Origin of the sequence: Streptomyces filipinensis, from assembly GCF_014649495.1 — a bacterium.
GTDB lineage: Bacteria > Actinomycetota > Actinomycetes > Streptomycetales > Streptomycetaceae > Streptomyces > Streptomyces filipinensis.
This window is the reverse complement of record NZ_BMTD01000003.1, coordinates 36,188-59,314: the sequence shown is the minus strand read 5'-3', so window position 1 is coordinate 59,314 and position 23,127 is coordinate 36,188. Positions and strand designations below refer to the sequence as shown.

The window sequence follows — 23,127 nt, the reverse complement described above, 5'->3', positions numbered from 1 at the left end:
CGGTATCCGCGCCAGCCTAGGAGGGTTTGGGAAGGCGGTGGTACCGAGGCACCGCTTCCTGCTGTGCACCGCAGCCCGTGTGACAAGGTGGAGCGAGGCCCGGAAGACGTCGGGCGGGCCCGGACGTGGGGGGTACGGGGCGTGCGAGGGGTGCGGTGGCGACGGGTCGCCAGTCAGATCGGGCGCAGCGTCGTCGTCTGGGCGGCCTCCACCCTCACCATGCTGGTCCTCGCCGTGCTCCTGCCCGACTTCCGGCTCCAGTCCGCCGACGGCGACAGCGCCACCCGGATCGCCGTCACCGCCGCCTGCGGCGCCGGCGCCTTCGGTGTGCTGTCGGCCGTCGTCTGGCCCCTCCTGGTCCGGCTCCTGCTGCTCGTCCCCGCGCTCGTGCTCGGCCTGCTGGTCTTCTTCCTCAACGGCTCCCTGCTGCTGCTCGCCCTGCGCATCAACCCCTCCGGCCACGGGGAGGCAGCCCCGGAGACCGCCGTCATCGTGGCGGCGGTGATGTCCGCCGTCGCCTCCGCCACCGGCGCGGCCCTCGCCGTCCGCGACGACGAGACCTACCGGCGCCGCCTGCACCGTCTCGCCGCACGCCGCCGCAGATCCGACCCGCCCTGCCCCACCACCCCCGGCCTGGTCTTCGTCCAGCTCGACGGCGTCGGCCACGACGTCCTCAGGGACGCGGTGCGCAAGGGCCTGATGCCCACGGTCGCGCGCTGGCTGGCGACGGGCGACGGTATACAGCCGACGGGCGGCGATGACCGGCAGACGGTGGACCGCATACAGCCGACCGGCGACGCCTCGCAGACGGTCGATCGCGTACAGCCGACGGGCGGCGAGCCGCAGACGACCGACCGCATACAGATGAGGGCGGCTGGCCTGCCGGCGACCGGAGACGGCATACGGTCGACCGGTGACGGCATACAGCCGACCGGCGGCCGTCCACGGCCGACCCACCGCCTCACCCCCTGGCGCACCGACTGGTCCAGCCAGACCGGCGCCAGCCAGCTCGGCATCCTCCACGGCAGCACCTTCGACGTGCCCGCCTTCCGCTGGTACGAGAAGGACCGCGGGGAGGTGATGGTGTGCAACCGGCCGACGAGCGCCGCCGAACTGCAGCGCCGCGCCATGCTGCATGCCGGCGACGGTGGACTGCTCACCGTGGACGGCGCCAGCCGCGGCAACCTGTTCAGCGGCGGCGCCGGCGAGCAGGCCCTCGTGCTGTCGATCGCGGCCCGCCGCCGCAGCCGGGAGAACCGTTCCCGCGCCGGGTACTTCGCCTACTTCTCCGACCCCGCCAACGCCGTCCGCACCGCCTTGTCCTTCGTCGCCGAGGTGGCCCGCGAGATCGGCCAGTCCGTCCGGGCCCGGCTCCGCAGGCAGCGCCCCCGGGTGAGCCGCGGCGGCCTGTATCCGCTGGTCCGTGCCTTCGCCACCGTCGTCGAACGGGACGTCGTCGTCGCCGCGGTGATGGGGGACATGCTCGCCGGCCGCACCGCCGTCTACGCCGACCTCGTCGCCTACGACGAGGTCGCCCACCACTCCGGCCCGTGCAGCCGGGACGCCGAGAAGGTCCTGCAGCGCCTCGACCGTTCCCTCGCCCTGCTGCAGCGGGTCGCCGAGCACGCGCCCCGCCCGTACCACCTCGTCGTCCTCTCCGACCACGGGCAGAGCCCCGGCGAGACCTTCCGCTCCCGCTACGGCCTCACGCTCGGCGACCTCGTCCGGGCCGGCTGCGGACTGCATGTGCCACGCCGCGCCGACCGCACGCACAGCGGGGCCGAGGCCCGCGCCGCCGTCCGTGCCGCGCTGCGCCGCCCCGTGGAGGAGGGGAACGAGCGGCACCGCCCTGTCCCCGGCTCCGAGCCGATCGTGCTGGCATCCGGCAACCTCGGCCTGGTCTCCTTCCCGGACGTGTCCCACCGCATGACCAAGGAGGAGATCGACGCCCGCCACCCCGCCCTGCTCACCACCCTCGCCAACCATCCCGGCATCGGCTTCCTGCTGGTACGCGGCGAGGAGCACGACGGGGTGGTGCTGGGGGCCCACGGCGCCGAGATCCCGCTCGCCCGGCTCGACGACGAGCCCGGCCCGCTGGCCCGCTTCGGCCCCGGCGCCGCCGACGCGGTCCGCCGTACCCACTCCTTCCCGCACACCGCCGACATCATGGTGAACTCCGCCTTCGACCCCGCCGACGGCGAGGTCCTCGCCTTCGAGGAGCAGATCGGCTCGCACGGCGGTCTCGGCGGCGCCCAGTCCCACCCGTTCCTGCTCTCGCCGCTGGAGCTGTCCGCCCCGGCCGACGACGGGGAACTGTCCGGCGCCGAACACGTCCACCGGGTACTGCGCCGCTGGCTGGACGAGCTGAACGGCCCCCAGATCCCCCTCACCGAGGACACCAAGGCCACCGAGGACGAGCGGGCCGCCTGAAACCCGGCCGCGCCCACCCGCCCCCTGCGGGAAGTCACCTCCCGTTCACCGCGCGTGGGCCGGTCTTCGGAGTGCGGGGAGTCCGGATGTGATCGGATAGGGGTACGGAAAGCCCCCGTAACGGGATCCGACGGAAAGGAATCATCGTGGCCACCACGCGCACCGCGCACACGGTCTGGGAAGGCAACCTGGTCGACGGCAACGGCGTCGTCACCTTCGACTCCTCCGGCATCGGCGAGCAGCCGGTCACGTGGGCCTCGCGCTCCCAGGACGCGAACGGGAAGACCAGCCCCGAGGAGCTGATCGCCGGTGCTCACTCCAGCTGCTTCTCCATGGCCCTCTCGCACGCCCTGGCCGGTGCCGGCACCCCGCCCACCCGCCTGGAGACCAACGCCGACGTGACCTTCCAGCCGGGCGAGGGCATCACCGGCATCCACCTCACCGTGCGCGGCGAGGTGCCGGGCCTGGACGCCGAGGGTTTCGCCTCGGCCGCCGAGGACGCCAAGAAGAACTGCCCGGTCAGCCAGGCCCTGACCGGTACGACCATCACCCTGACGGCCGAGCTGGCCTGAGGGCTCGTACGACCCCGGATGCCGCGTCCCGTTTCAGGGGCGCGGCATCGCCGTTCCCGGGGAACCCGGGCATTGACAGCGCCGCAGGCACGTCATGTGCTGGGAGAGCGGCAGGCGCCCGGGCGGAAGGGGACGGACCATGACACGTGCGGTCGGGATCGATCTCGGGACGACGAACTCGGTGGTGGCCGTCCTGGAGGGCGGCGAGCCCACCGTCGTCACCAACGCGGAGGGTGCGCGGACCACACCGTCCGTGGTGGCGTTCGCGAAGAACGGCGAGGTGCTGGTCGGCGAGGTCGCCAAACGGCAGGCCGTGACCAATGTGGAGCGCACCGCCCGCTCGGTGAAACGCCACATGGGCGACGCGAGCTGGCGCTTCCCGGAGGAGGGCTCGGTCGACGGCACCCGCCTGCGCGCGCAGGAGCTGTCCGCGCGGGTGCTGCAGAAACTGAAGCGGGACGCGGAGGCCTACCTGGGCGAGGACGTCACGGACGCGGTGGTCACCGTACCGGCGTACTTCGACGACACCCAGCGGCAGGCCACCAAGGAGGCCGGCGAGATCGCGGGCCTGAAGGTGCTGAGGATCATCAACGAGCCGACCGCCGCCGCCCTCGCCTACGGCCTGGACCGCGGCGAGGAACAGACCGTGCTGGTCTTCGACCTCGGCGGCGGCACCTTCGACGTGTCCCTGCTGGAGATCGGCGACGGCGTCATCGAGGTGAAGGCCACCAACGGCGACACCCACCTCGGCGGCGACGACTGGGACCAGCGGATCGTCGAGCACCTGGTGAAGCGGTTCAAGGGGAGCCACGGCATCGACCTCGCCGCCGACAAGATGGCGGTGCAGCGGCTGCGCGAGGCCGCCGAGAAGGCCAAGATCGAGCTGTCCTCGTCCTCGGAGACCTCGGTCAACCTCCCCTACATCACCGCCTCCGCCGAGGGCCCGCTGCACCTGGACGAGAAACTGACCCGCGCCCAGTTCCAGGAGCTGACCGCGGATCTGCTCGACCGGTGCAGGAAGCCCTTCCACCAGGCCGTCCAGGACGCGGGGATCGAGCTGTCCGCGATCGACCACGTCATCCTCGTCGGCGGCTCCACCCGGATGCCGGCCGTCACCGACCTGGTCCGTGACCTCACCGGCAAGGACCCGCACAAGGGTGTCAACCCCGACGAGGTGGTCGCCGTCGGCGCCGCCCTCCAGGCCGGCGTCCTGCGCGGCGACGTCAAGGACGTGCTCCTCCTCGACGTGACCCCGCTGTCCCTCGGCATCGAGACCAAGGGCGGCATCATGACCAGGCTGATCGAACGCAACACCACGATCCCCACCCGCCGTTCGGAGATCTTCACCACCGCCACCGACAACCAGCCCTCGGTCGGCATCCAGGTCTACCAGGGCGAGCGCGAGATCGCCGCCTACAACAAGAAGCTCGGCGTCTTCGACCTCACCGGGCTGCCGCCCGCCCCGCGCGGCATCCCGCAGATCGAGGTGGCCTTCGACATCGACGCCGACGGGATCATGCACGTCTCGGCGAAGGACCTGGCGACGGGCCGGGAGCAGAAGATGACCGTCACCGGCGGCTCCGCCCTCGCCAAGGAGGACATCGACCGCATGATGCGGGACGCGGAACAGTACGCCGAGGAGGACCGCAAGCGCCGCGAGGCGGCCGAGACCCGCAACCAGGCCGAGCAACTGGTCTACCAGACCGAGAAGTTCATCCGTGACAACCACGACCGCGTCCCCGCCGACACCCGCGGCGAGGTCGAGACGGCCGTCGCGGAACTGAAGACGCTGCTGGAACAGAACGCCGACACCACCGCCCTGCGCACCGGGGTGGACAAACTCGCCACCGTCAGCCAGAAGATGGGGCAGGCCATGTACGAGGGCGCCGCCGCCACCGGAGGCGGCCAGGCGGGCACGGAACAGGCCTCCGCCCCCGACGAGGAGGGCGTGGTGGACGCGGAGATCGTGGACGAGGACAGGGACGCCAAGGGCGGCGCGGCCTGATGGGAGGTCACAGGCTCCTGCGGAACTCCCGCAGCAGGGTCCGGGTGCGCTGCGCCGACGCGGCACGTGCCGTCATGTGGTCCAGCACCTCCAGATGCGCGGCGACCTCGCGGCGGGAGTCCAGGTAGAGCGCGCCGGTCAGGTACTCGGTGAACACCATGTCCGGCAGCTCCGGTTCGGCGAACCGGAACAGCGTGAACGGCGCGTACGTCCCCGGATGCGGGCCCGCCGCGAACTCGGCGAGCTGCAGCGTGACCCGGTCCCGTTCGGCGTAGTCCAGCAGCCGGTCCAGCTGCGCCCGCATCACCTCGCCGCGCCCGCTCACCGGACGCCGCAGCACCGTCTCGTCCATGATCACCCACAGATGGGGCGGATCCTCCCGCTCCAGCAGCCGCTGCCGTTCCATGCGCAGTGACACATGCCGTTCCACGGTCTGCGGCGAGCTCTGCCCGATGGTCCCGGCCTCCAGCACCGCCCGTGCGTAGTCCTCGGTCTGCAGCAGACCGGGTACGAAGTGCGGCTCGTAGGAGCGGATGATCCGGGCGGCGCCCTCCAGACTGACGTACAGGCTGAACCAGTCCGGGAGCACGTCGTGGAACCGCTGCCACCAGCCCGGCTGGTTCGCCTCCTCGGCCAGCCGCACGAACGCGGCGGCCTCCTCCTCGGCCACCCCGTAGGTGTCCAGCAGCACCTGCACGTACGGGATCTTCAGCGCGACCTCGGCCATCTCCATCCGCCGTACGGTCGCGGGCGCCACCCTGAGCACCCGGGCGGCCTCCTCGCGGCCCAGGCCGGCCGCCTCCCGCAGTTCCTGCAACCGTTTGCCGAGCACCACCTGGCCCACGGTGGGCGCAGCCCGCCGCTCACTCACGCCACGCCCTCCCCTCACGCGCCGAGGTACCCGGGCAGTCTGCCATGTGATCCCCTCTCGCACACCGGTCCGAGAAGGATCCGGACGGCGTGGGAGGGGTCAACCGGCCAGGGTGTGCAGGTACTTGGCGGTCGCCGGGTCCGCCGGCAGGAACGTCTCGATGGCGAGTTCGGCGACCGTGACGTCCATCGGCGTGTTGAACGTGGAGATCGACGACACGAACGACAGGATCCGGCCGCCGAGTTCGATGCGCAGCGGCAGCGCGAAGTACGCGACGGGCTCGTCCGGTTCACCGCCCGGCGCGTCCTCCTCCGGCACCGGGTAGGCCGCCACCTCCTCGTACAGGGCGCGCAGCCGGTCCGAGCGCTCCAGGGCGATCTGCCGCTCCATCTGCGCCAGCAGATGCCCGCGCCACTCGCGCAGGTTGCGGATGCGTGGCGCCATCCCCTCCGGGTGCAGGGTCAGCCGCATCGCGTTCGGCGCCGGACTCAGCAGCTTCTCCGGCACGCCGTCCAGGAGCATGGCGATGCCCCGGTTCGCGGCGACGACCGTGTAGCCGGCGTCGACCACCAGCGCAGGATAGGGCTCGTAGCCCTGGATGAGACGCTCCATGCCGTCGCGCAACGCGTCCAGCGCCGGGTCGTCCAGCGGGGTCTCGGGATAGTGCGGCGCGTAACCGGCCGCCAGCAGCAGGGAGTTGCGCTCGCGCACCGGCACGTCCAGGTGCTCGGCGAGCCGCAGCACCATCTCCTCGCTGGGCCGGGACCGGCCGGTCTCGATGAAACTGATGTGCCGGGCCGAGGAGTCGGCGCGCAGCGCCAGCTCCAGCTGGGAGACCCGGCGCCGCTCCCGCCAGGCCCGCAGCAGCGGGCCGACGCCCTTGTCTGAGGCGGCGGGGGCGGTGGCGGACGCTGCGCGGCCGGAAGCGACAATGGTCATACGTCCGACCGTAGTCGAGGAGTTGTCCAGGTGCGCACGAACGAGCCGTGGCCGGTGCCGTGGCGGGCCCCGTCCCTTCAGACCGCGGCCGTGTACCGGGCCCGGGTCCGCGGCTGTCTCCTCGGCGGCGCGCTCGGTGACGCCCTCGGCTACGCCGTGGAGTTCTCCTCCCTGGACCACATCCGCGCCGCGCACGGTGCGCGCGGCGTCACCGGCCTCGTCCCCGACGCGTCCGGCGCGGTAGGTCTGATCAGCGACGACACCCAGATGACGCTGTTCACCGTGGAGGCCCTGATCCAGGCGCACGCACGGGAGCGGGCGAAGGGCGTCGGCGGCGCCTGGCCGCTGCTGCTGCGCCAGGCGTACGAGCGCTGGCTGGAGACCCAGTCCGGGCCGGCCCCGCAGCAGCCCGCCGCACCGGCCGGCGGCCTGGTCAACGAGGCCTGGCTGTACGCCCGCCGCGCCCCCGGCAACGCCTGCCTGTCCGGCATCGCCCAGTCGTACGCGCCCGACCCCGCGCTTCCGCTCGACGGCGCACCGGGCCGGGTCAACCCCGGCTCCAAGGGCTGCGGCACGGTCATGCGCTCGGCCCCCTTCGGCCTGGTCACCTCTGCCGACGCGGCCTTCGCCATGGCCGCGCGCGGCGCCCAGATCACCCACGGCCACCCCACCGGCTACTACGCGGCCGGCGCCCTCGCCGCGATCGTGGCCCACCTGGTCGCCGGGGACTCCCTGGAGGGAGCGGTGCTGCGCACGCTGCGGCTGCTGGAACGGCACCGCGGCCACTCGGAGACCACCTCCGCCCTGCGCGCCGCCCTGGACCTCGCCGCCGACGGCGCGCCCACGGCCGAGAAGGTGGAGTCCCTCGGCGCGGGCTGGGTCGCCGAGGAGGCCCTCGCCATCGGCGTCTACTGCGCGCTCGTCGAACCCGCCGCCGGACGCGCCCTGCTGCTGGCCGTCAACCACTCGGGCGACAGCGACTCCACCGGCTCGATCTGCGGCAATCTGCTGGGCGCCCGGCACGGCGACACCGGACTGCCGCACGCCTGGGTGGCCCAGGTGGAGGGCCGGGCCACGATCGCCGCCCTCGCCGACGACCTCGCGGCGGAGTGCGCGCAGGGCTGAGGCGGCGGGGTGTGCCGGGGGTGCGGGGCACCCGTCCTCGCGGGGTGTGGGGCGCCTGATGGCGTGGCGGAGTGCGTGCTCGCCTGATCCGGCGGGGCGTGCGGGCGGCTGACGCGGGGGAGTGCGCGGAGCGGGACGCCGGGGCTCCGCAGGTGGACGACGCGGGCGGAGTACACACACGGCCGGCGTGGCAGGCTCAATCCGTACCCCTCCTTCCCGCCGCCTCGAAGGGAGCCCCGGCCATGGCCGTCGAACCGCTGTCGCAGAAGGAGATCGAGGACCGGCTCGCCGAGCTGCCCGGCTGGTCGGTGGAGTCCGGCCGGCTCACCCGCTCCTACCGCCTGGGCTCACATGTCGCGGCGGCGGCGCTGGTCATGCACATCGCCGCCCTCCAGGACGAGCTGGACCACCACTCCGATCTCACCCTCGGCTACAACACCGTCTCCCTCGGGATGAACACCCACAGCGCGGGCGGCGCCGTCACCGAGAAGGATTTCGCTCTCGCCCTCAGGGTGGAGGACATCGCCCCAGGTCACGGCGCACACTGAGGGACGTGCTCGACTACGACAAGGAAGCCGACGCCTACGACGCGTCCCGGGGCGGCGAGGCCCGCGCCGCAGCGGCCGCCGAGGCGGTCCTCGGTCTGGTCCCCGACGGCCCGGGCCACCTCCTCGACGTGGCCTGCGGTACCGGCATCGTCACCCGCCGACTGGCCGCCGACCGCCCCGCGCTGCGGGTGACGGGCGCCGACCTCACCCCCGCCATGGTCCGCATGGCGGGGGCCCGGCTGCCGGGCGCGGTCGTACGGGCCGACAGCCGCCGACTGCCCTTCCGCACCGACACCTTCCACGCCGTCACCAGCATCTGGCTGCTGCACCTGCTCGACGACGCCGAGGACGTCCGGGCCATCGTCGCCGAGTGCGCCCGCGTGCTGCGCCCCGGCGGCGTGTACGTCACCACCGTCGACAAGGCGGCGGCCCACGACGTCGGCAGCGACGTCGACGCCGTCCTCGCCACCCGCCCGCGCCGCCCCGCCCAGGACGCCGCCCCCACCGTCACCGCGCACGCCCTGCGCCACGGGCTGCGGCCGGCCGGCGGCACCGCGTTCCCCGGCATCGGTCAGGGCCGCAGCCCCCGCACCACCATCACCGACCTGCGCCGCGGCTGGTTCACCCGGCTCCCGCCGGGAGAGCCGCGCACGGAGGACTTCGCCGCCCGCCTGGCCCGTCTGCCGGACCAGGACCGCCCCCGCCCCGACCCGGTGTTCGCGCTGCGCGCCTACCGCAAGCCGACGCCGGGCTGAGGACCGGGCGCGGCCACCAGCGCGGGGGCGACTGTAGACGATGTACAGGGCTTCATCACCGACACCGCCGACCACAGCGCCCTGAAGGAGGACGACTTCACGATCGGAGACACCGTCGACGGCGCCTCCGTGCGCCAGTCGAAGCGGGTCGACTGGAACCGGTCCACCGACGAGCTGTCCTTCGCCCGGGCCTTCCGCGACGAGCTGGTCTCGCCGTCGCCCACGACGAGGGCAAGGGCTTGGACCGGATGTGCGACCCGACCCACACGGGCAACGCCCGCGCCAACGACAGCATGTCCGGCGCCCTGCCGAACGCGCCGCTGTCCGGGCACTGGTCCTCCGCCCGGTTCCAGCAGCTGATGCGGAACGCCTACCCGTCGCTGTCGTGACACCGGCGCGGTGAACGGCCGCCGGGCCCGGGCCGCCCGCGGCGCAGGGCCCGGCGGATCGCCCGCTCCACCGGTGAGTACGCCCCGTCGGGCCGGTCCAGTTCGTACGGCACCGCCGGATCCAGCGGCGGCTGTGCCATGAAGCGGGGCCGGGTGCCGCGGTGCGGCTGGGCCGCGTGCACCAGGAAGGGGTGGCAGAGGTAGACGTCACCGGGACGGCCGGTGGCGTACGCGAGCGGCCGGTGCGCTGAGGCCGCCACCACCTGCGGCGCGATCTCCAGCCCCGAGACGCCCGCCTCGCCGTACGGCTCCAGCAGCGGCGGTACGTCCAGGTGCGAGCCCACCCGGATCCGCGTCGGGGCGTCGGCCTCGGTGACCTCGCTGAACAGGAACAGCATCAGCAGCGCGCGGTCCCTGGAGCGCAGGTTGGCGAAGTACCCCTGCTCGCCCTCGGGGAGATAGCTGCCTTCGATGTGCCAGCCCGCGTCGTCCGGCTCGGCCGGGTGCGGAAAGCGCAGCGGAAACGTGCCCAGCGAGTACCGCGGCTCCCACCGGCCCGCTCCGACGAGCCGGTCGAACGCCGCATGCAGGGCAGGGGAGTTGGCGGCGGCCGCGAACGGCCCCTGCGCCATGCCGTCCAGCCGGACCACCGGCTTCTTCCAGGTGCTCGGGTCGTCCGGGTCGTACCCCGTCTCCCGCCACAGCAGCCGGGCGCAGTCCGCGGCGACCCGGGGAGGGAAGGCACCCTCGATCTTCACGAAGCCGTCGGTCACGAAGCGGGTCACAAGGTCGTCGTCCACGGGCGCCATGCTGGCCGCTCCGCCCGCTCCCGCGCATCCCGGTTTTTGCGGCACCGGCACGTTTTTTGCGGCACCGGCAACGAAAGTGGCACCGCCCCCGTGCGCCGTCGCAGGCTGGCCGCACCCGAGCGAGAGGCTGACCGCCATGGCACACGACCGGCAGATCCCCCACGACCAGCGGGCCCACCAGGGGGACCCCGCCCCCCACGCGCACAGCCACGACCACGGCGGCACGGTCGACTGGGCCGCCGTCGCGGCGCTGCTGGAGGCGGAGGCCGAGCTGTTCGGCCCGGCGTACGCGCGCGCCCTGGCCTGGCTGGGCAAGGAGGTGACCGAGCCCGGTCTGATCGTGGACGCGGGCAGCGGACCCGGGGTGATCGCCTGTCTGATGGCGGAGACGTTCCCCGGTGCGCGGGTGGTCGCCGCCGACGCCTCCGTCCCCCTTCTCGAACGTGCCCGCGCCCGCGCCGCCCGGCTGGGCGTCGCCGACCGCTTCGGCACCCTGGCCGGTGAACTGCCCGACTCACTCGGGGAGTTGGAGTATCCGGCGGACCTGTTGTGGGCCAGCCGCAGCCTGCACCACCTCGGCGACCAGAAGGCCGCGCTCACCGCGTTCGCCGCCCGGCTCGCCCCCGGCGGCACGCTGGCCATCCTGGAGGGCGGCCTGCCCGTCCGCTGGCTGCCCCGGGACATCGGCTTCGGCCGTCCCGGGCTCCAGGCCCGCATCGACGTGGCCCAGGAGGACCGCTTCGCCCGGATGCGCGCCGAGCTGCCCGGCGCGGTCGCAGAGACCGAGGACTGGCCCGCCCTGCTGGCCGGGGCGGGCCTGAAGCACACGGGCACCCGCAGCTTCCTCCTCGACGTGCCCGCCCCGGTCCCGGACCGGGCGCGCGCCTTCGTGGTCTCCGCCCTGGCCCGGGCCCGCGAGGTCCACGCCGACGCCCTGGACGCCGAGGACCTCGCCACCCTCGACCGCCTCCTCGACCCCGCCGATCCCGGCAGCGCCCACCGGCGTCCGGACGTGTTCGTGCTGGCGGCCCACACGGTGCACCGGGCGGTACGGCCGGTCTGATCCGACGCCGGGCACGGCGAGCGGGGCCGGTGGACCGAGGGGGAGCGGCGGTCAGTTGGCGGCCAGGAACTGCTTGGCCAGCTGGTCGCCGAGCGAGACCGCGGCGCTGTGGCTCTCGATGGGGGAGGCCTTGGAGTTCTTGAACAGGATGTACGTCACGCCCGAGTCGACGCCACCGGTGGCCGGGTCGGGGTCGATGCCGAGCGCCTTGGCGGTGGCGTACGACGCCTCGCCGATGATCTTCGTGGGGCCGGTGTCGCCGACGACGGCGTACTCGACCTTGTTGTCGTAGACGACCGCGACCACGCCGCCGCCCTTGATGCCGGCACCGGAGTAGTTCCAGATGCTGCTGGAGCTGGGGACCACGACGTACGGCAGCGACTCCGCCTTCAGTGGCTTGCCGTCGGACTGGTGGAAGGCGGTGTCGTCCTGGTACCAGGGGTCGCGGTCCGCGTTGCAGTTGGTGGTGCGCTGGCCGTCGCAGTCGATGTCCATGTCGGCCTTCCAGAACACCGCGCCGTTCTTGCCGCACACGGGGACCGTGGCCGATGTCTCGTCGTCCGTCTTGTACTTGCCGTTCGATATCTGGGAACAGGACTTCACCTTGGCCAGCAGGTCGGCCGCACTGACCGAGCCCTCCTGGGCGGAGGCCGGGGCGGTCCGCGGCGTGGAGCCGGCGGAGGACGCGTGCGCGGGAAGCACTCCGGCGGCGAGCAGCGCGGCTCCGGAGGCCGCGGTGAGGGTCAGGTTTCGAAGGCGCACGGTGGGGGGCCCTTCTGTTAGGAAAGTTTCCTTACCAGTGCCGTACACCGTGGCCCCGTATGCATGTCCTCGTCAAGTCCACCGCTGCGAACTGGTGAAATGCGCGCGTATTGCGGTGATTTATGACCATGGCAAAACTGGATGAACCGGCGATTACGGATATGTCGGTGGCTGTCGGCCGGCAGGCCGGACAGGGGGTATGGCTCCGGGAGGCGAGGCGCATGTTCGTACGCACGGTCTACGCGACCGGCGATCCGGCGCAGCTGGGCACGGCCGTCCGGGCCCTGAACACCCGCGGGCACGACCTGCTGGAGGAGCGCCCCGGATACCGGGGAGCGGGTGTCTTCGTCGACCGCGACCTCGGCAAACTGCTCACCGTCAGCTGGTGGGAGTCCGCGGACGCGCGGCGCGTCAGCGACGAGGTGATGAGCGTCCGGCGGGCGGAGCTGCTGCAGCCCTTCGCCGGGACCGTCGCCGTCGAGAACTACGAGGCCGCCGTCTACCACGCTGGGCAGCGGGTCCTGTCCGGTGGTGGGCTGCGGCTCACCCGCTTCGACTGCGAACCGGCCGACGCCGACCTCGCCGCCGACACCTTCCACGCCGGTGTGCTGCCCCGGCTGGAGGTGCTGCCCGGCTTCGCCGGGGCGGCCCTCTTCCTGGACCGCGAACGCGGGCGCGGCATGACCGGCGTCCTCTTCGCCGACCGCGCCTCCCTCGCCGCGACCCGGGCCGGCCAGGCCGCGATCCGCCGCGAGGGCACGGCCAAGGCCCACATCGCGGTGATCGCCCTGGAGGAGTTCGACATCCTGCACGCCGACGTACGGGGTGACTGAGCACCGGGGCACGCTCCCGGCCGGGGCGGCCTGACGCCGGGGAGCGGACGGCCGCTCGGCGCGGGCGGCCCGGGTGCGCGCGGGGGCCCGGAACGCGGACGGCCGTCCACCCCGCTGTGCGTGGGGCGGACGGCCGTGAGGGGCGTCAGGCCATGTCGAAGGTGGCCGGATCGGGGCCCAGGCGGCGGTCCTCGTCGAGCGCGCTGATCGCCGCGAGGTCCTCGTCGTCCAGGCTGAAGTCGAAGACCTCGATGTTCTCCTTGATCCGGGCCGGCGTCACGGACTTCGGGATCACGATGTTGCCGAGCTGGATGTGCCAGCGCAGCACGACCTGGGCCGGGGTGCGGCCGTGCTTCCGCGCGATCGCGACGATCGCGGGCACCTCCAGCAGGCCCTTGCCCTGGCCCAGTGGCGACCAGGCCTCGGTCGCGACGCCCTGCTCGGCATGCAGCTCGCGGGCGGCGTGCTGCTGCAGATGCGGGTGCAGCTCGATCTGGTTGACCGCCGGGATGACCGAGGTCTCGGAGATCAGTCGCCGCAGGTGCTCGGGAAGGAAGTTGGACACGCCGATGGCGCGGGCCCGCCCGTCACCGAGCAGCTTCTCGAACGCCTTGTAGGTGTCGAGGTAGGCGTCGCGGGACGGCAGCGGCCAGTGGATCAGGTACAGGTCGACGTAGTCGAGGCCCAGCTTCTCCAGCGACGCGTCGAAGGCGCGCAGCGTGGAGTCGTACCCCTGGTCGCTGTTCCAGAGCTTGGTGGTGACGAAGACGTCCGCGCGGGGCAGGCCGGAGGCGGCGATGGCCTTGCCGGTGCCCGCTTCGTTGCCGTAGATCGCCGCTGTGTCGATGCTGCGGTACCCGGCCTCCAGCGCCGTGGCGACGGCCCGCTCGGCCTCGTCGTCCGGCACCTGCCAGACGCCGTAGCCCAGCTGGGGCATCTCGACGCCGTTGTTGAGGATGATCGGGGGGACCTTGCTGCTCACGAGCTTCTTGATCCTTCGGTTGCCGACAGGTGGTACTCCCATCGTCAACGATCACGCGCCGTCCCGCATTCCTGATCGCGCGATCCGACCCGACTGGCCGGTCAGTCAGTCCTCGGGGTGGAGGCCGGCCGGGGAACGGCGACCGTGTGACGGCCGTTTCACACCGGAGCCTCCGGCGCCGCCACCGCCGAGGTGAACCGGTCCCAGGTCGGCTTCACCGGCTCCGGCGAGGTCACCGGCCTGCGGTCCGGCTCCCACAAGGGCACGGTCACCCGGCGCCCCATCAGATCTCTCACGTCCGGTAGAGCGCCTCGACCTCGTTGTCGTACGCCTTCTCGATCGCCTTCCGCTTCAGCTTCAACGACGGCGTGAGCAGACCGTGTTCCTCGGTGAACGGCTGCGCGAGGATGCGGAAGGTGCGGATCGACTCGGCCTGGGAGACGAGGGTGTTGGCGGCGACCACCGCCCGCCGCACCTCCGTCTCCAGGTCCGGGTCGCGCACCAGCTCGGCCGGGGTCATCCTCGGCTTCCCGCGCATCTGCAGCCAGTGCTCCACGGCCTCCTGGTCCAGGGTGACCAGGGCGGCGATGTAGGGGCGGTCGTTGCCGACGACGATGCACTGGTTGACCAGCGGATGCTCACGGACCCGCTCCTCCAGCACACCGGGCGAGACGCTCTTGCCGCCGGAGGTCACCAGGATCTCCTTCTTGCGGCCGGTGATGGTCAGATAGCCGTCCTCGTCGAGCGAGCCCAGGTCGCCGGTGGCCAGCCAGCCCTCGTGCAGGGTCTCGTCGGTGGCCTTGGGGTTGTTGAGGTAGCCCTGGAAGACGTTTCCGCCGTGCAGCCAGATCTCCCCGTCGTCGGCGATGTGCACGGTCACCCCGGGGATGGCCTGGCCGACGGTGCCGTAGCGGGTGCGTTCGGGCGGGTTGGCGGTCGCCGCGGCCGTCGACTCGGTCAGGCCGTAGCCCTCGTAGATCTGCACGCCGGCGCCCGCGAAGAACAGGCCCAGCCGGCGGTCCATCGCCGAACCGCCGGACATCGCATTCCGTATACGGCCGCCCATGGCCGCGCGGACCTTGGAGTAGACGAGTTTGTCGAACAGCTGGTGCTGCATGCGCAGCCCCGCCGACGGGCCGGGCCCGGTGCCCCACGCCTTGGCCTCCACGGCCTCCGCGTACTTCACCGCGATGTCGACCGCCTTCTCGAACGGCCCGGATCTGCCCTCCTTCTCGGCCTTGCGGCGGGCCGCGTTGAAGACCTTCTCGAAGATGTACGGCACCGCGAGGATGAAGGTCGGCCTGAAGGCCTGCAGGTCGGGCAGCAGGGCCGCGGCGTTCAGCTGCGGCTGGTGCCCGAAGCGGACCCGGCCGCGGATCGCGGCGACCTCCACCATCCGCCCGAAGACGTGCGCCAGCGGCAGGAACAGCAGGGTGGAGGCCTCGTCGTCCTTCTTGGTGTGGAACACCGGCTGCCACCGCTGGATCATCGTGTCGGCCTCGTACATGAAGTTGGCGTGCGAGAGGACACAGCCCTTGGGGCGGCCGGTGGTGCCCGAGGTGTAGATGATGGTGGCGACCGACTCGGGGGTGACCGCCTGCCGGTGCCGGTGCACCAGCTCGTCGTCCAGGTGCGCCCCCGCGTCGTAGAGCTCCTGCACGCATCCCGCGTCCAGCTGCCACAGCTGGCGCAGCTGCGGGAGGCGGTCGATGACGGTGGCGATGGTCATCGCGTGGTCCTCGTGCTCCACGATCGCCGCGGACACCTCGGCGTCGTAGAGCATCCAGAAGCACTGCTCGGCCGAGGACGTGGGGTAGACGGGGACCACCTGGGCGCCGATCGACCACAGGGCGAAGTCGAACAGGGTCCACTCGTAGCGGGTGCGGGACATGATCGCGACGCGGTCGCCGAAGCGGATCCCGCGCGCGAGCAGGCCCTTGGCGAGGGCCAGGACCTCGTCGCGGAACTCGGCGGAGGTCACCTCCCGCCACTGCCCCGAGGTGTCCTTGCGGCCGAGGGCGATGTGCGTGGGGTCCGTCCGGGCATGCTCGAAGACCGCGTCGGCCAGACCGCCCACCGGCGGTGCCGACGTGAGCGGCGGGTTGGTGAACTCGCGCAAACCTCGCTCCCCGATCCTCACTGCTTGGTCACGCCCGTGGTACGCGGCACAGCGCGGTGAAAGCTACCCCACGCCGTCACCGGGCGGGAGGGGGTCGGAAACCGAGCAAACCTCACGTTTTGGTTCGTCCGTGGCCGGAAAATGCCCGCACATGGGGAAGGGCCGGACACGATACTGACGGGTCAGTAAGTTTCGGTGCCGTAATCTCCACCGAATCTGTACGCGGCGATTACGGCGCACACCGTACTTATCGCCACGTAAGGCGCGCATATGCCTCTCCAGGGCGGCCGGCAGAGGTTCGTCCTCGGGTGCGATGCGGGCAGGTCCGGGCACGGGTTCGCCGGCGGGGTGCGACCGGACCCCCTTCCCCCGGCTCCAGCGGGCGACAGGCAGCTCGGAGTCCTCGGTCAAACGCCGGCCGGCCGCGCTGCACTCCGTCGCGAGGCCCTGGGCGGGCACCCGATGCCCGCCGACCGGCTCGTGCGGCGGGCCTCAGCCGCCCCGGCGGCTGAGGCGTTCCCCGCCCGCCAGGACCGCCGCCGCCAGCGCGTCAGCGGCCCCCTCGGCAGTACCCCGCCGGCGGCCGTGGACGAGCACGAAGTCGACCTTGCCCAGGTCGGGCAGTCCGCAACGCTCCGGCAGGCGCAACAGGCCGGGCGGAATCAGGCGCCGGGAGTGGGCCATCACCCCGAGCCCGGCGCGGGCCGCCGCGATCAGCCCGTTGAGGCTGCCGCTGGTGCACGCGATCCGCCAGGCGCGGCCCTCGCGCTCCAGCACCTCCAGCGCCCGGGCCCGGGTGATGCCCGGCGGCGGATACACGATCAGCGGAACGGGCCGGTCGGCGTCCAGATGCAGCCGCTCGGCGCCGATCCACACCAGGTCGTCGCGCCACACCAGTTCACCCCGGGGATCCTCCGGGCGCCGCTTGGCCAGCACCAGGTCGAGCTTCCCGGCGGCCAGCTGCTCGTGCAGCGTGCCGGACAGCTCCACCGTCAGCTCCAGGTCGACCTCCGGATGGTCGTAGCGGAAGCCCTCCAGGATCTCCGGCAGCCGGGTGAGCACGAAGTCCTCCGACGCCCCGAACCGCAGCCGGCCGCGCACCCGCGTGCCCGTGAAGAACGCCGCCGCCTGCTCGTGCACCTGCAGGATCCGCCGGGCGAAGCCCAGCATCGCCTCGCCGTCCTCGGTCAGCTCCACCGAATGGGTGTCCCGGGCGAACAGCTGCCGCCCGGCCGCGTCCTCCAGCCGGCGCACATGCTGGCTGACCGTGGACTGGCGCAGCCCGAGCCGGCCCGCCGCCTGCGTGAAGCTGAGCGTCTGGGCCACGGCGAGGAAGGTGCGCAGCTGCGCGGGGTCGTACACACCCCCAGGCTACCCGGGTTATCGCAGAACGTGATGACAGTCAGAGTGGTGTACGGGATTCCCGATCGACGGCCCGAGGAGGACGATGGAGGGGGCTCCGCGGCCGCGGAGAGCGACACCGTCCGAACAGACCCCGCACAGCAATCGGAGCACCGTGAAACGCCTGCGCTGGCCGAGTTGGATGCCGATCGACCCGTACATCGTCCTGCTGCTCGGGACCGTGGGCCTCGCCGCGCTCCTGCCGGCCCGGGGCACCGCCTCCGACGTGGCCTCGGGCGCGTCGACGGCCGCGATCGCCTTCCTCTTCTTCCTCTACGGCGCCCGGCTCTCCACCCGGGAGGCACTGGACGGACTGCGCCACTGGCGGCTCCACATCACCGTGCTGGCCTGCACCTTCATCCTCTTCCCGGGGTTCGGGCTGGCCGCGCGCGCACTGGTGCCGGTGCTGCTGACCCAGCCGCTCTACCAAGGCCTGCTGTTCCTGACGCTGGTGCCGTCCACGATCCAGTCGTCCATCGCGTTCACCTCCATCGCCCGCGGAAACGTCCCGGCGGCGATCTGCGCCGGCTCCTTCTCCTCGCTCATCGGCATAGTCGTCACGCCGCTGCTGGCGGCCGGGCTGCTCGGCAGCAGCGGGGGCGGATTCTCCGCCGACTCACTGGTCAAGATCGTGCTGCAGCTGCTGGTGCCGTTCCTCGCCGGGCAGCTGCTGCGCCGCTGGATCGGCGGTTTCGTCGCCCGGCACAAGAAGGTGCTCGGCCTGGTCGACCGCGGCTCGATCCTGCTGGTCGTCTACACCGCCTTCAGCGAGGGCATGACCCGGGGCATCTGGCACCAGGTGAGCCCGGTACGGCTGGGCGCGCTGCTCGCCGTCGAGGCCGTCCTGCTCGCCGCGATGCTCCTGCTGACCTGGTACGGCGCCAGGGCGCTCGGCTTCGGCCGGGACGACCGGATCGCCATCCAGTTCGCCGGTTCGAAGAAGTCCCTGGCCTCCGGGCTGCCCATGGCGAGCGTCCTGTTCGGCGCGCAGGCCTCCCTCGCCGTGCTGCCGCTGATGCTGTTCCACCAGATGCAGCTGATGGTGTGCGCGGTCATCGCCAAGCGGCGCGCCCGGGACCCCGAGGAGGCCCCGGACGCCTCCGGTGCGTCAGCCGCGCACGCGGTCCAGGGGCAGCCACAGGACCGTGTCCTTCGGTGACCGCAGCGCCTTCGGGTCCGACAGCTCCTCGTCGGTGAACGCCCGGTCCCAGACGTGCACCTCGTCGATGGCACCGGTGAAGAAGGCCCGGCTGTCCATGCGCTGACCGATGTGCACGCCGAAGGGCGAGTTACGGCTGACCGACCCCGGTATGTCGGCGACGGACGACTGCATACCGTCGACGAACAACGACAGCAGGCCGCCGCCCCGCCGCAGCGCCAGGTGGTGCCACTGGCCGTCGTTGTACGCGGTGTCCGTGCGCACGTAGGCCGTCTGTGGTGCGATCGCCCCGTCCCGCACCGTGATCAGCCCCTGGATCCGGTGGTTCGCCGGCTCGCCGCGCACCCACACCTGCGGCTGGGTGGTGCCGACACCGCCCATCCACAGCAGCGGCTGCTCGCCGGTCGTGGCCGTGTACCGGAACCACAGGGACGCCGTGAAGTCCCTGGTGCCCAGCGGCAGCTCTCCGCGGAACGGCAGGCGTACGGCGTCGTCGGTGCCGTCGAACCGCAGCGCCCCGCCGAACACCCCGTCCGTCTCCTCCGCCCCGCCGAGCACCGCGGCCGGGCGGGCGTGCGGGGCCCGGTCGTCGGTGACGGGGTCCGGGCCGCGGCGCGGGGGGAGCCAGTCCTCGGTGAAGCGGGCGAAGCGGATCTCGTCGCGCGCGTCCACCGCGCCGCCCTCGTAGAGCAGGCCCACCGTGTCCGCGTCGGCGCGCACCAGATCGGAGTAGCCGGACCAGTCGGTGGTGACGACCGTGCCGCGGTCCACGCTGTCCCAGGTGCGGCCGCCGTCGTAGGAGGAGCGGACCATCATCGTCCGCCGCCGGTCGGGGTCGGCGGGGCAGGCGAGCAGCAGCCGGTCGCCCAGGCGCAGCAGGGAACCCTGGACCTGCGGGGCGTACAGGTCGGGCAGGTCGTGGAAGGGCGCCGTAAAGCTGTCGCCGCCGTCGCGGCTGACCGCCTGGGTGCGGTGGCCGAGGTCGGTGCCGTCCTGCTCCCGGCCGCTGACCAGGACCGAGCCGTCGCCGCGCTCGGCGAGGGTCAGTTCGGACGGTTTCTGCCGGAAGGTGCCGTCGTCGGCGATGGGCCAGGTGTCGGTGGCGCCGATCCGCCAGTGGTCGCCGTGGTCGTCGCTCACGACCAGTGCCGCGTGGTTGGCGGTGACCCGGCTACCGTCCCAGGTCTCGGTGTTGACCCCGAAGACCAGCCGGCCCGCGTACCGTCCCCGGGTGAGCTGGACGCCGTGCACCGGCCCGGTCGCGTACCAGGAGTTCCAGTCGGCGGGCAGGATCTCCGGGCTCAGGTCACGCGGCACGGACCAGCTGCGGCCGTCGTCGTCGCTGTACTGCAGATGCGGGGTGCGGTCGCAGGGGACCGGGCAACTGGCGCTGTCGGTACGGCCCGTGTTGTAGGTCTCCGCGAGCCAGACCCGGCCCGTCTCGCGGTCCACGACCGGCGCCGGGTTGCCGTGCGTGTCACCGGCGCCCTCGTTGACCACCTGCAGCGGGCCCCAGGTGCGGCCGCCGTCGGTGGAGCGCTTGAGCACGAGGTCGATGTCGGCGGCGTCACCGCAGTTGAGGACGCGGCCCTCGGCGAACGCCAGCAGGGTGCCGTCGGTCGTCCGCACGACCGCCGGGATGCGGAAGCAGGCGTAGCCGGGGTCCTGGGACGCCTTGAAGAGGATCTGCTGCTCGAACTCGGGTGCCGCGGCGGCTGGTTGGGCCTGTGCCGTGGTGCCGGGGAGGAAGGCCGCGAGGGCCGCCGCCACGGTGGCGGCGGCGGTGAGTGCGGCTCTGAGACGGGCGCGAAGACCTGACGGCATGGTGCGACCTGCCCTTCGTCGGCCGGACATCTGGACATCCGGACGTCCCATGTCCAACGTGCGCCCCATCGAAGGTAGTTGGGGCCTGGTCGCCCCACAAGGAGCGTGCAGCACGAGGGCCGCGCGTGGGGTCTAGGGGCGCAGTACGACCTTGCCGAGGTTGGCCCGCCGCTCGATCGTCTCGTGCGCCTTCGCCGCGTCCTCCAGGGCGAACTCGCCATGCACGGCGGGCTTCAGGGTGCCCTCGGTGAACAGCCGCCACAGCTCCTGGCGCCACTGCTCGTACAGGTCCGGCCGGCCGCGGGCGATCAGTGCCATCTGGAAGCCGATCACCGACTTGGCGCCCACCAGCAGGTCGTACGCCTGGATGGTGCCGCCACCGGAGCTGTAGGAGACGAGGCGGCCGTGCGGGGCCAGGGCGGCGAGCGCGGGGGTGAGCAGGTCACCGCCGACGGCATCCAGTACACAGTCGACGGGATCTCCCCAGCGGTCGTCGCCGTACTGGATACAGTCGTCCGCGCCGAGCGAGCGGACGAAGTCCGCCTTGCCCGGGTCGGACACGGCCCCCACCACCCGACCCGCGCCCCGCGCCCGCGCCAGCTGCACGGCGAGGTGTCCGACTCCGCTCGCCGCCGCCGTGACGAGCACCGCCTCGCCCGGCACCGGGCGTGCCGCCTCCAAGGCCCCGAACGCCACCAGACCGCTGCGCACCAGCGCGATCGCGTCCACCGCGTCGGCGCCGTCCGGTATGGGGGAGGTCATGGCCTCGTGCAGCAGGGCGAAGTCGGCGTACCCGTGCCCGAAGCACATCCCGGTCACCTGGTCGCCCGGCCGGAAGCGGGTCACGCCCTCGCCGGCCGCCACCACCTCGCCGGCGATCTCGCCGCCGAGCGCGATCGGCTCGGCGGCCTCGGTGACCTTGCGGACGACGGGCAGCGTGACGCCGACCGCCGCGCAGCGGATCAGCAGCTCGCCCGGGCCGGGCTCGGGGACCGGGGCCTCCTCGACGAACAGCGGGCCGCCGGTGGACTCGTACCGGACACGACGCATCGCGCACACCTCCAGGGCCGGGCATCTCCGGCCCATCGATCGTTGGGAAGCCCCATGAATTCGTTGGGAGTCCCAACGGTAGCGGACATTCATGGGGAGGTCCAACGATTCTCGGGATACGCTGCCTCGTATGGCCGAAGCACCCCTGCCCGCGATCCGCTCCCTGCCCAGCTGGCTCCTCGGCCGCGCCGCGGCCCGGGGGCGTGCCCTGGTCGCCGACGCGCTCGCCGCCGAGGGCCTGAAGATGTGGCACCACGTGGTCCTCTCCGCCGTCCGCGACCTCCAGCCCGTCGCCCAGGCCGACCTCGGCCGCAGCGTGGGCCTGGACCCCAAGGACCTGGTCGGCGTGCTCAACGACCTGCAGTCCGCCGGTCACGTCCTGCGCGCCCCCGACCCCCGGGACCGGCGCAAGAACGCCGTGTCCCTCACCGACGGCGGCGCCCGCCTCCTCGGGCGCTGCGAGCAGGCGGCCCGCGAGGCCAACGACGCGCTGCTCGCGCCGCTGTCGGCCGCCGAACGCGATCAGTTCACGGGCCTGTTGATCCGGATTTCCGGCACGGACGGCTGACGGCGGCTAACGTTCCGTCATGACCGCAGCTCCCGTGCTCGATCCGCAGCGCACCGCCCTCGTCCTCGTCGACCTGATGGAACGCATCGTCGCGCTGCCCCTGGAACCCCGCAAAGGAACCGAAGTGCTCGTGGCCGCCGAGGAGTTGGCGCGCACCTTCCGCGCCGCCGGAGCGCCCGTCGTCCTCGTCCGGGTGGAACGCCCCTCGGTCGCCGAACAGCCGCCCGGCAGCGCCCTGGTCCCCGGCCTCGCGGCGAGCGGCGACCTGGAGGTGGTCAAGCGGACCATCGGCGCCTTCCAGGGCACCGGCCTGGACGAACGGCTGCGCGAACGGGGCGTCACCACCCTGGTGTTCGGCGGCATCGCCACCAACCTCGGCGTCGAGTCCACCGCCCGCGCCGCCGCCGACCTCGGCTACGACCTCGTCTTCGCCGAGGACGCCATGGCCGCCCTCACCGCCGCCGAGCACGAGGCCTCCGTCAGGCTCGACTTCCCCCGGCTGGGCACGGTCGTCACCGCCGCCGACGTACACCTCGCACCCGTCTGACCGCGCGGAGCGGCGTTCCGCCCCGCCCACGACCACCATCGACCGGGTGCCGTCCCCCCATGCCGCACGCATCGGCTCCGGACACGCCTGCGCCCCATCCGCCGGCTCCCGGTCCGCCCCACCGGCGGTGCCCGGGCGGACGACCGGAACGGCCCCCCCGCCGGGGCACCGCTCGCCTGCAGGCCGCCGACGCCGAACCCGCACCCGCTGCCGGCTCGGGTGGCCGGTCGCTGCTCAGCCTTGGTCACGGCGCGCGCCGGCGCGACGCCGTCCCCCGGCTGCAACGGGGCCCGGCGGTGCAGGGGGCGCTCCCCGCCGGCGGGGCCTCGCCGCGGTGCCGTGGGCGGACACCTCAGCCCTGTGCGGCCGCGTTCTG

General features: G+C 72.8%; 20 protein-coding genes and 1 pseudogene. 12 read left to right on the top strand and 9 right to left on the bottom strand.

Annotated features, from left to right (window positions below):
• Positions 1-141: 141 nt before the first annotated feature.
• From IE244_RS08780 to dnaK, 3 genes are all read left to right on the top strand, one after another.
• Positions 142-2,430, top strand: a complete 2,289-nt coding sequence (locus tag IE244_RS08780; RefSeq protein WP_268252885.1) for a phage holin family protein — start codon at positions 142-144, stop codon at positions 2,428-2,430.
• Between the two features lie 146 nt (positions 2,431-2,576).
• Positions 2,577-3,002, top strand: a complete 426-nt coding sequence (locus IE244_RS08775) for an OsmC family protein (RefSeq protein WP_191872244.1) — start codon at positions 2,577-2,579, stop codon at positions 3,000-3,002.
• A gap of 139 nt (positions 3,003-3,141) precedes the next feature.
• Positions 3,142-5,007 (top strand): molecular chaperone DnaK, encoded by a 1,866-nt coding sequence (gene dnaK / locus IE244_RS08770; RefSeq protein ID WP_191872242.1) that lies wholly within the window; start codon positions 3,142-3,144, stop codon positions 5,005-5,007.
• A 7-nt stretch (positions 5,008-5,014) separates the two neighbouring features.
• On the opposite strand, the gene IE244_RS08765 is transcribed toward dnaK, so the two are convergent.
• Both IE244_RS08765 and IE244_RS08760 read right to left on the bottom strand, forming a co-directional pair.
• Positions 5,015-5,878 (bottom strand): Sco1979 family transcriptional regulator, encoded by an 864-nt coding sequence (locus tag IE244_RS08765; protein ID WP_191872240.1) that lies wholly within the window; start codon positions 5,876-5,878, stop codon positions 5,015-5,017.
• Positions 5,879-5,977: 99 nt separating this feature from the next.
• Complete coding sequence (locus IE244_RS08760; RefSeq protein WP_191872237.1) at positions 5,978-6,817, bottom strand: helix-turn-helix domain-containing protein; 840 nt, start codon at positions 6,815-6,817, stop codon at positions 5,978-5,980.
• A 30-nt stretch (positions 6,818-6,847) separates the two neighbouring features.
• Between IE244_RS08760 and IE244_RS08755 the strand changes: the two genes are divergently transcribed.
• The 4 genes and pseudogenes from IE244_RS08755 to IE244_RS08740 all read left to right on the top strand — a co-directional run.
• Positions 6,848-7,942, top strand: coding sequence for an ADP-ribosylglycohydrolase family protein (locus IE244_RS08755; protein WP_373305721.1), 1,095 nt, complete (start codon positions 6,848-6,850; stop codon positions 7,940-7,942).
• Positions 7,943-8,184: 242 nt separating this feature from the next.
• Positions 8,185-8,490: a 4a-hydroxytetrahydrobiopterin dehydratase gene (locus tag IE244_RS08750; protein ID WP_191872235.1), complete on the top strand. Its 306-nt coding sequence runs from the start codon at positions 8,185-8,187 to the stop codon at positions 8,488-8,490.
• A 5-nt stretch (positions 8,491-8,495) separates the two neighbouring features.
• Positions 8,496-9,245 (top strand): class I SAM-dependent methyltransferase, encoded by a 750-nt coding sequence (locus IE244_RS08745; RefSeq protein ID WP_191872233.1) that lies wholly within the window; start codon positions 8,496-8,498, stop codon positions 9,243-9,245.
• 9 nt (positions 9,246-9,254) lie between these two features.
• A pseudogene (locus IE244_RS08740) lies at positions 9,255-9,634 on the top strand (hypothetical protein); the annotation flags it as partial.
• Here the strand turns inward: IE244_RS08740 and IE244_RS08735 are convergent.
• Positions 9,616-10,443, bottom strand: coding sequence for a phytanoyl-CoA dioxygenase family protein (locus tag IE244_RS08735; protein ID WP_373305720.1), 828 nt, complete (start codon positions 10,441-10,443; stop codon positions 9,616-9,618). The pseudogene IE244_RS08740 and the gene IE244_RS08735 overlap by 19 nt on opposite strands.
• A gap of 136 nt (positions 10,444-10,579) precedes the next feature.
• On the opposite strand from IE244_RS08735, the gene IE244_RS08730 reads away from it, so the two are divergent.
• Positions 10,580-11,506, top strand: a complete 927-nt coding sequence (locus tag IE244_RS08730; protein WP_191872229.1) for a class I SAM-dependent methyltransferase — start codon at positions 10,580-10,582, stop codon at positions 11,504-11,506.
• Positions 11,507-11,557: 51 nt separating this feature from the next.
• Here the strand turns inward: IE244_RS08730 and IE244_RS08725 are convergent, their stop codons facing one another.
• On the bottom strand, positions 11,558-12,268 hold the full coding sequence (locus tag IE244_RS08725) for a glycoside hydrolase family 75 protein (RefSeq protein ID WP_191872228.1): 711 nt from the start codon (positions 12,266-12,268) through the stop codon (positions 11,558-11,560).
• 221 nt (positions 12,269-12,489) lie between these two features.
• Between IE244_RS08725 and IE244_RS08720 the strand changes: the two genes are divergently transcribed.
• On the top strand, positions 12,490-13,101 hold the full coding sequence (locus IE244_RS08720; protein WP_191872227.1) for a hypothetical protein: 612 nt from the start codon (positions 12,490-12,492) through the stop codon (positions 13,099-13,101).
• A gap of 145 nt (positions 13,102-13,246) precedes the next feature.
• On the opposite strand, the gene IE244_RS08715 is transcribed toward IE244_RS08720, so the two are convergent.
• The 3 genes from IE244_RS08715 to IE244_RS08705 form a co-directional block, all read right to left on the bottom strand.
• Entirely contained in the window at positions 13,247-14,083 is an 837-nt protein-coding gene (locus IE244_RS08715) for an aldo/keto reductase (protein ID WP_191872226.1), read from the bottom strand.
• 292 nt (positions 14,084-14,375) lie between these two features.
• On the bottom strand, positions 14,376-16,202 hold the full coding sequence (locus IE244_RS08710; protein ID WP_191872225.1) for an AMP-dependent synthetase/ligase: 1,827 nt from the start codon (positions 16,200-16,202) through the stop codon (positions 14,376-14,378).
• 492 nt (positions 16,203-16,694) lie between these two features.
• Complete coding sequence (locus tag IE244_RS08705; RefSeq protein ID WP_191872224.1) at positions 16,695-17,564, bottom strand: LysR substrate-binding domain-containing protein; 870 nt, start codon at positions 17,562-17,564, stop codon at positions 16,695-16,697.
• A 181-nt stretch (positions 17,565-17,745) separates the two neighbouring features.
• Here IE244_RS08705 and IE244_RS08700 point away from each other — a divergent pair, with 181 nt between their 5' ends.
• Positions 17,746-18,762, top strand: coding sequence for a bile acid:sodium symporter family protein (locus IE244_RS08700; RefSeq protein ID WP_191872223.1), 1,017 nt, complete (start codon positions 17,746-17,748; stop codon positions 18,760-18,762).
• On the opposite strand, the gene IE244_RS08695 is transcribed toward IE244_RS08700, so the two are convergent.
• Entirely contained in the window at positions 18,712-20,586 is a 1,875-nt protein-coding gene (locus IE244_RS08695; protein WP_191872222.1) for a sialidase family protein, read from the bottom strand. The two genes, IE244_RS08700 and IE244_RS08695, sit on opposite strands and share 51 nt — an antisense overlap.
• A gap of 132 nt (positions 20,587-20,718) precedes the next feature.
• Complete coding sequence (locus IE244_RS08690) at positions 20,719-21,636, bottom strand: quinone oxidoreductase family protein (protein WP_191872220.1); 918 nt, start codon at positions 21,634-21,636, stop codon at positions 20,719-20,721.
• A 130-nt stretch (positions 21,637-21,766) separates the two neighbouring features.
• On the opposite strand from IE244_RS08690, the gene IE244_RS08685 reads away from it, so the two are divergent.
• Positions 21,767-22,204, top strand: a complete 438-nt coding sequence (locus IE244_RS08685) for a MarR family winged helix-turn-helix transcriptional regulator (protein WP_031168082.1) — start codon at positions 21,767-21,769, stop codon at positions 22,202-22,204.
• Between the two features lie 19 nt (positions 22,205-22,223).
• Positions 22,224-22,751, top strand: coding sequence for an isochorismatase family protein (locus IE244_RS08680; RefSeq protein WP_191872218.1), 528 nt, complete (start codon positions 22,224-22,226; stop codon positions 22,749-22,751).
• The last annotated feature ends 376 nt before the right edge of the window (positions 22,752-23,127 follow it).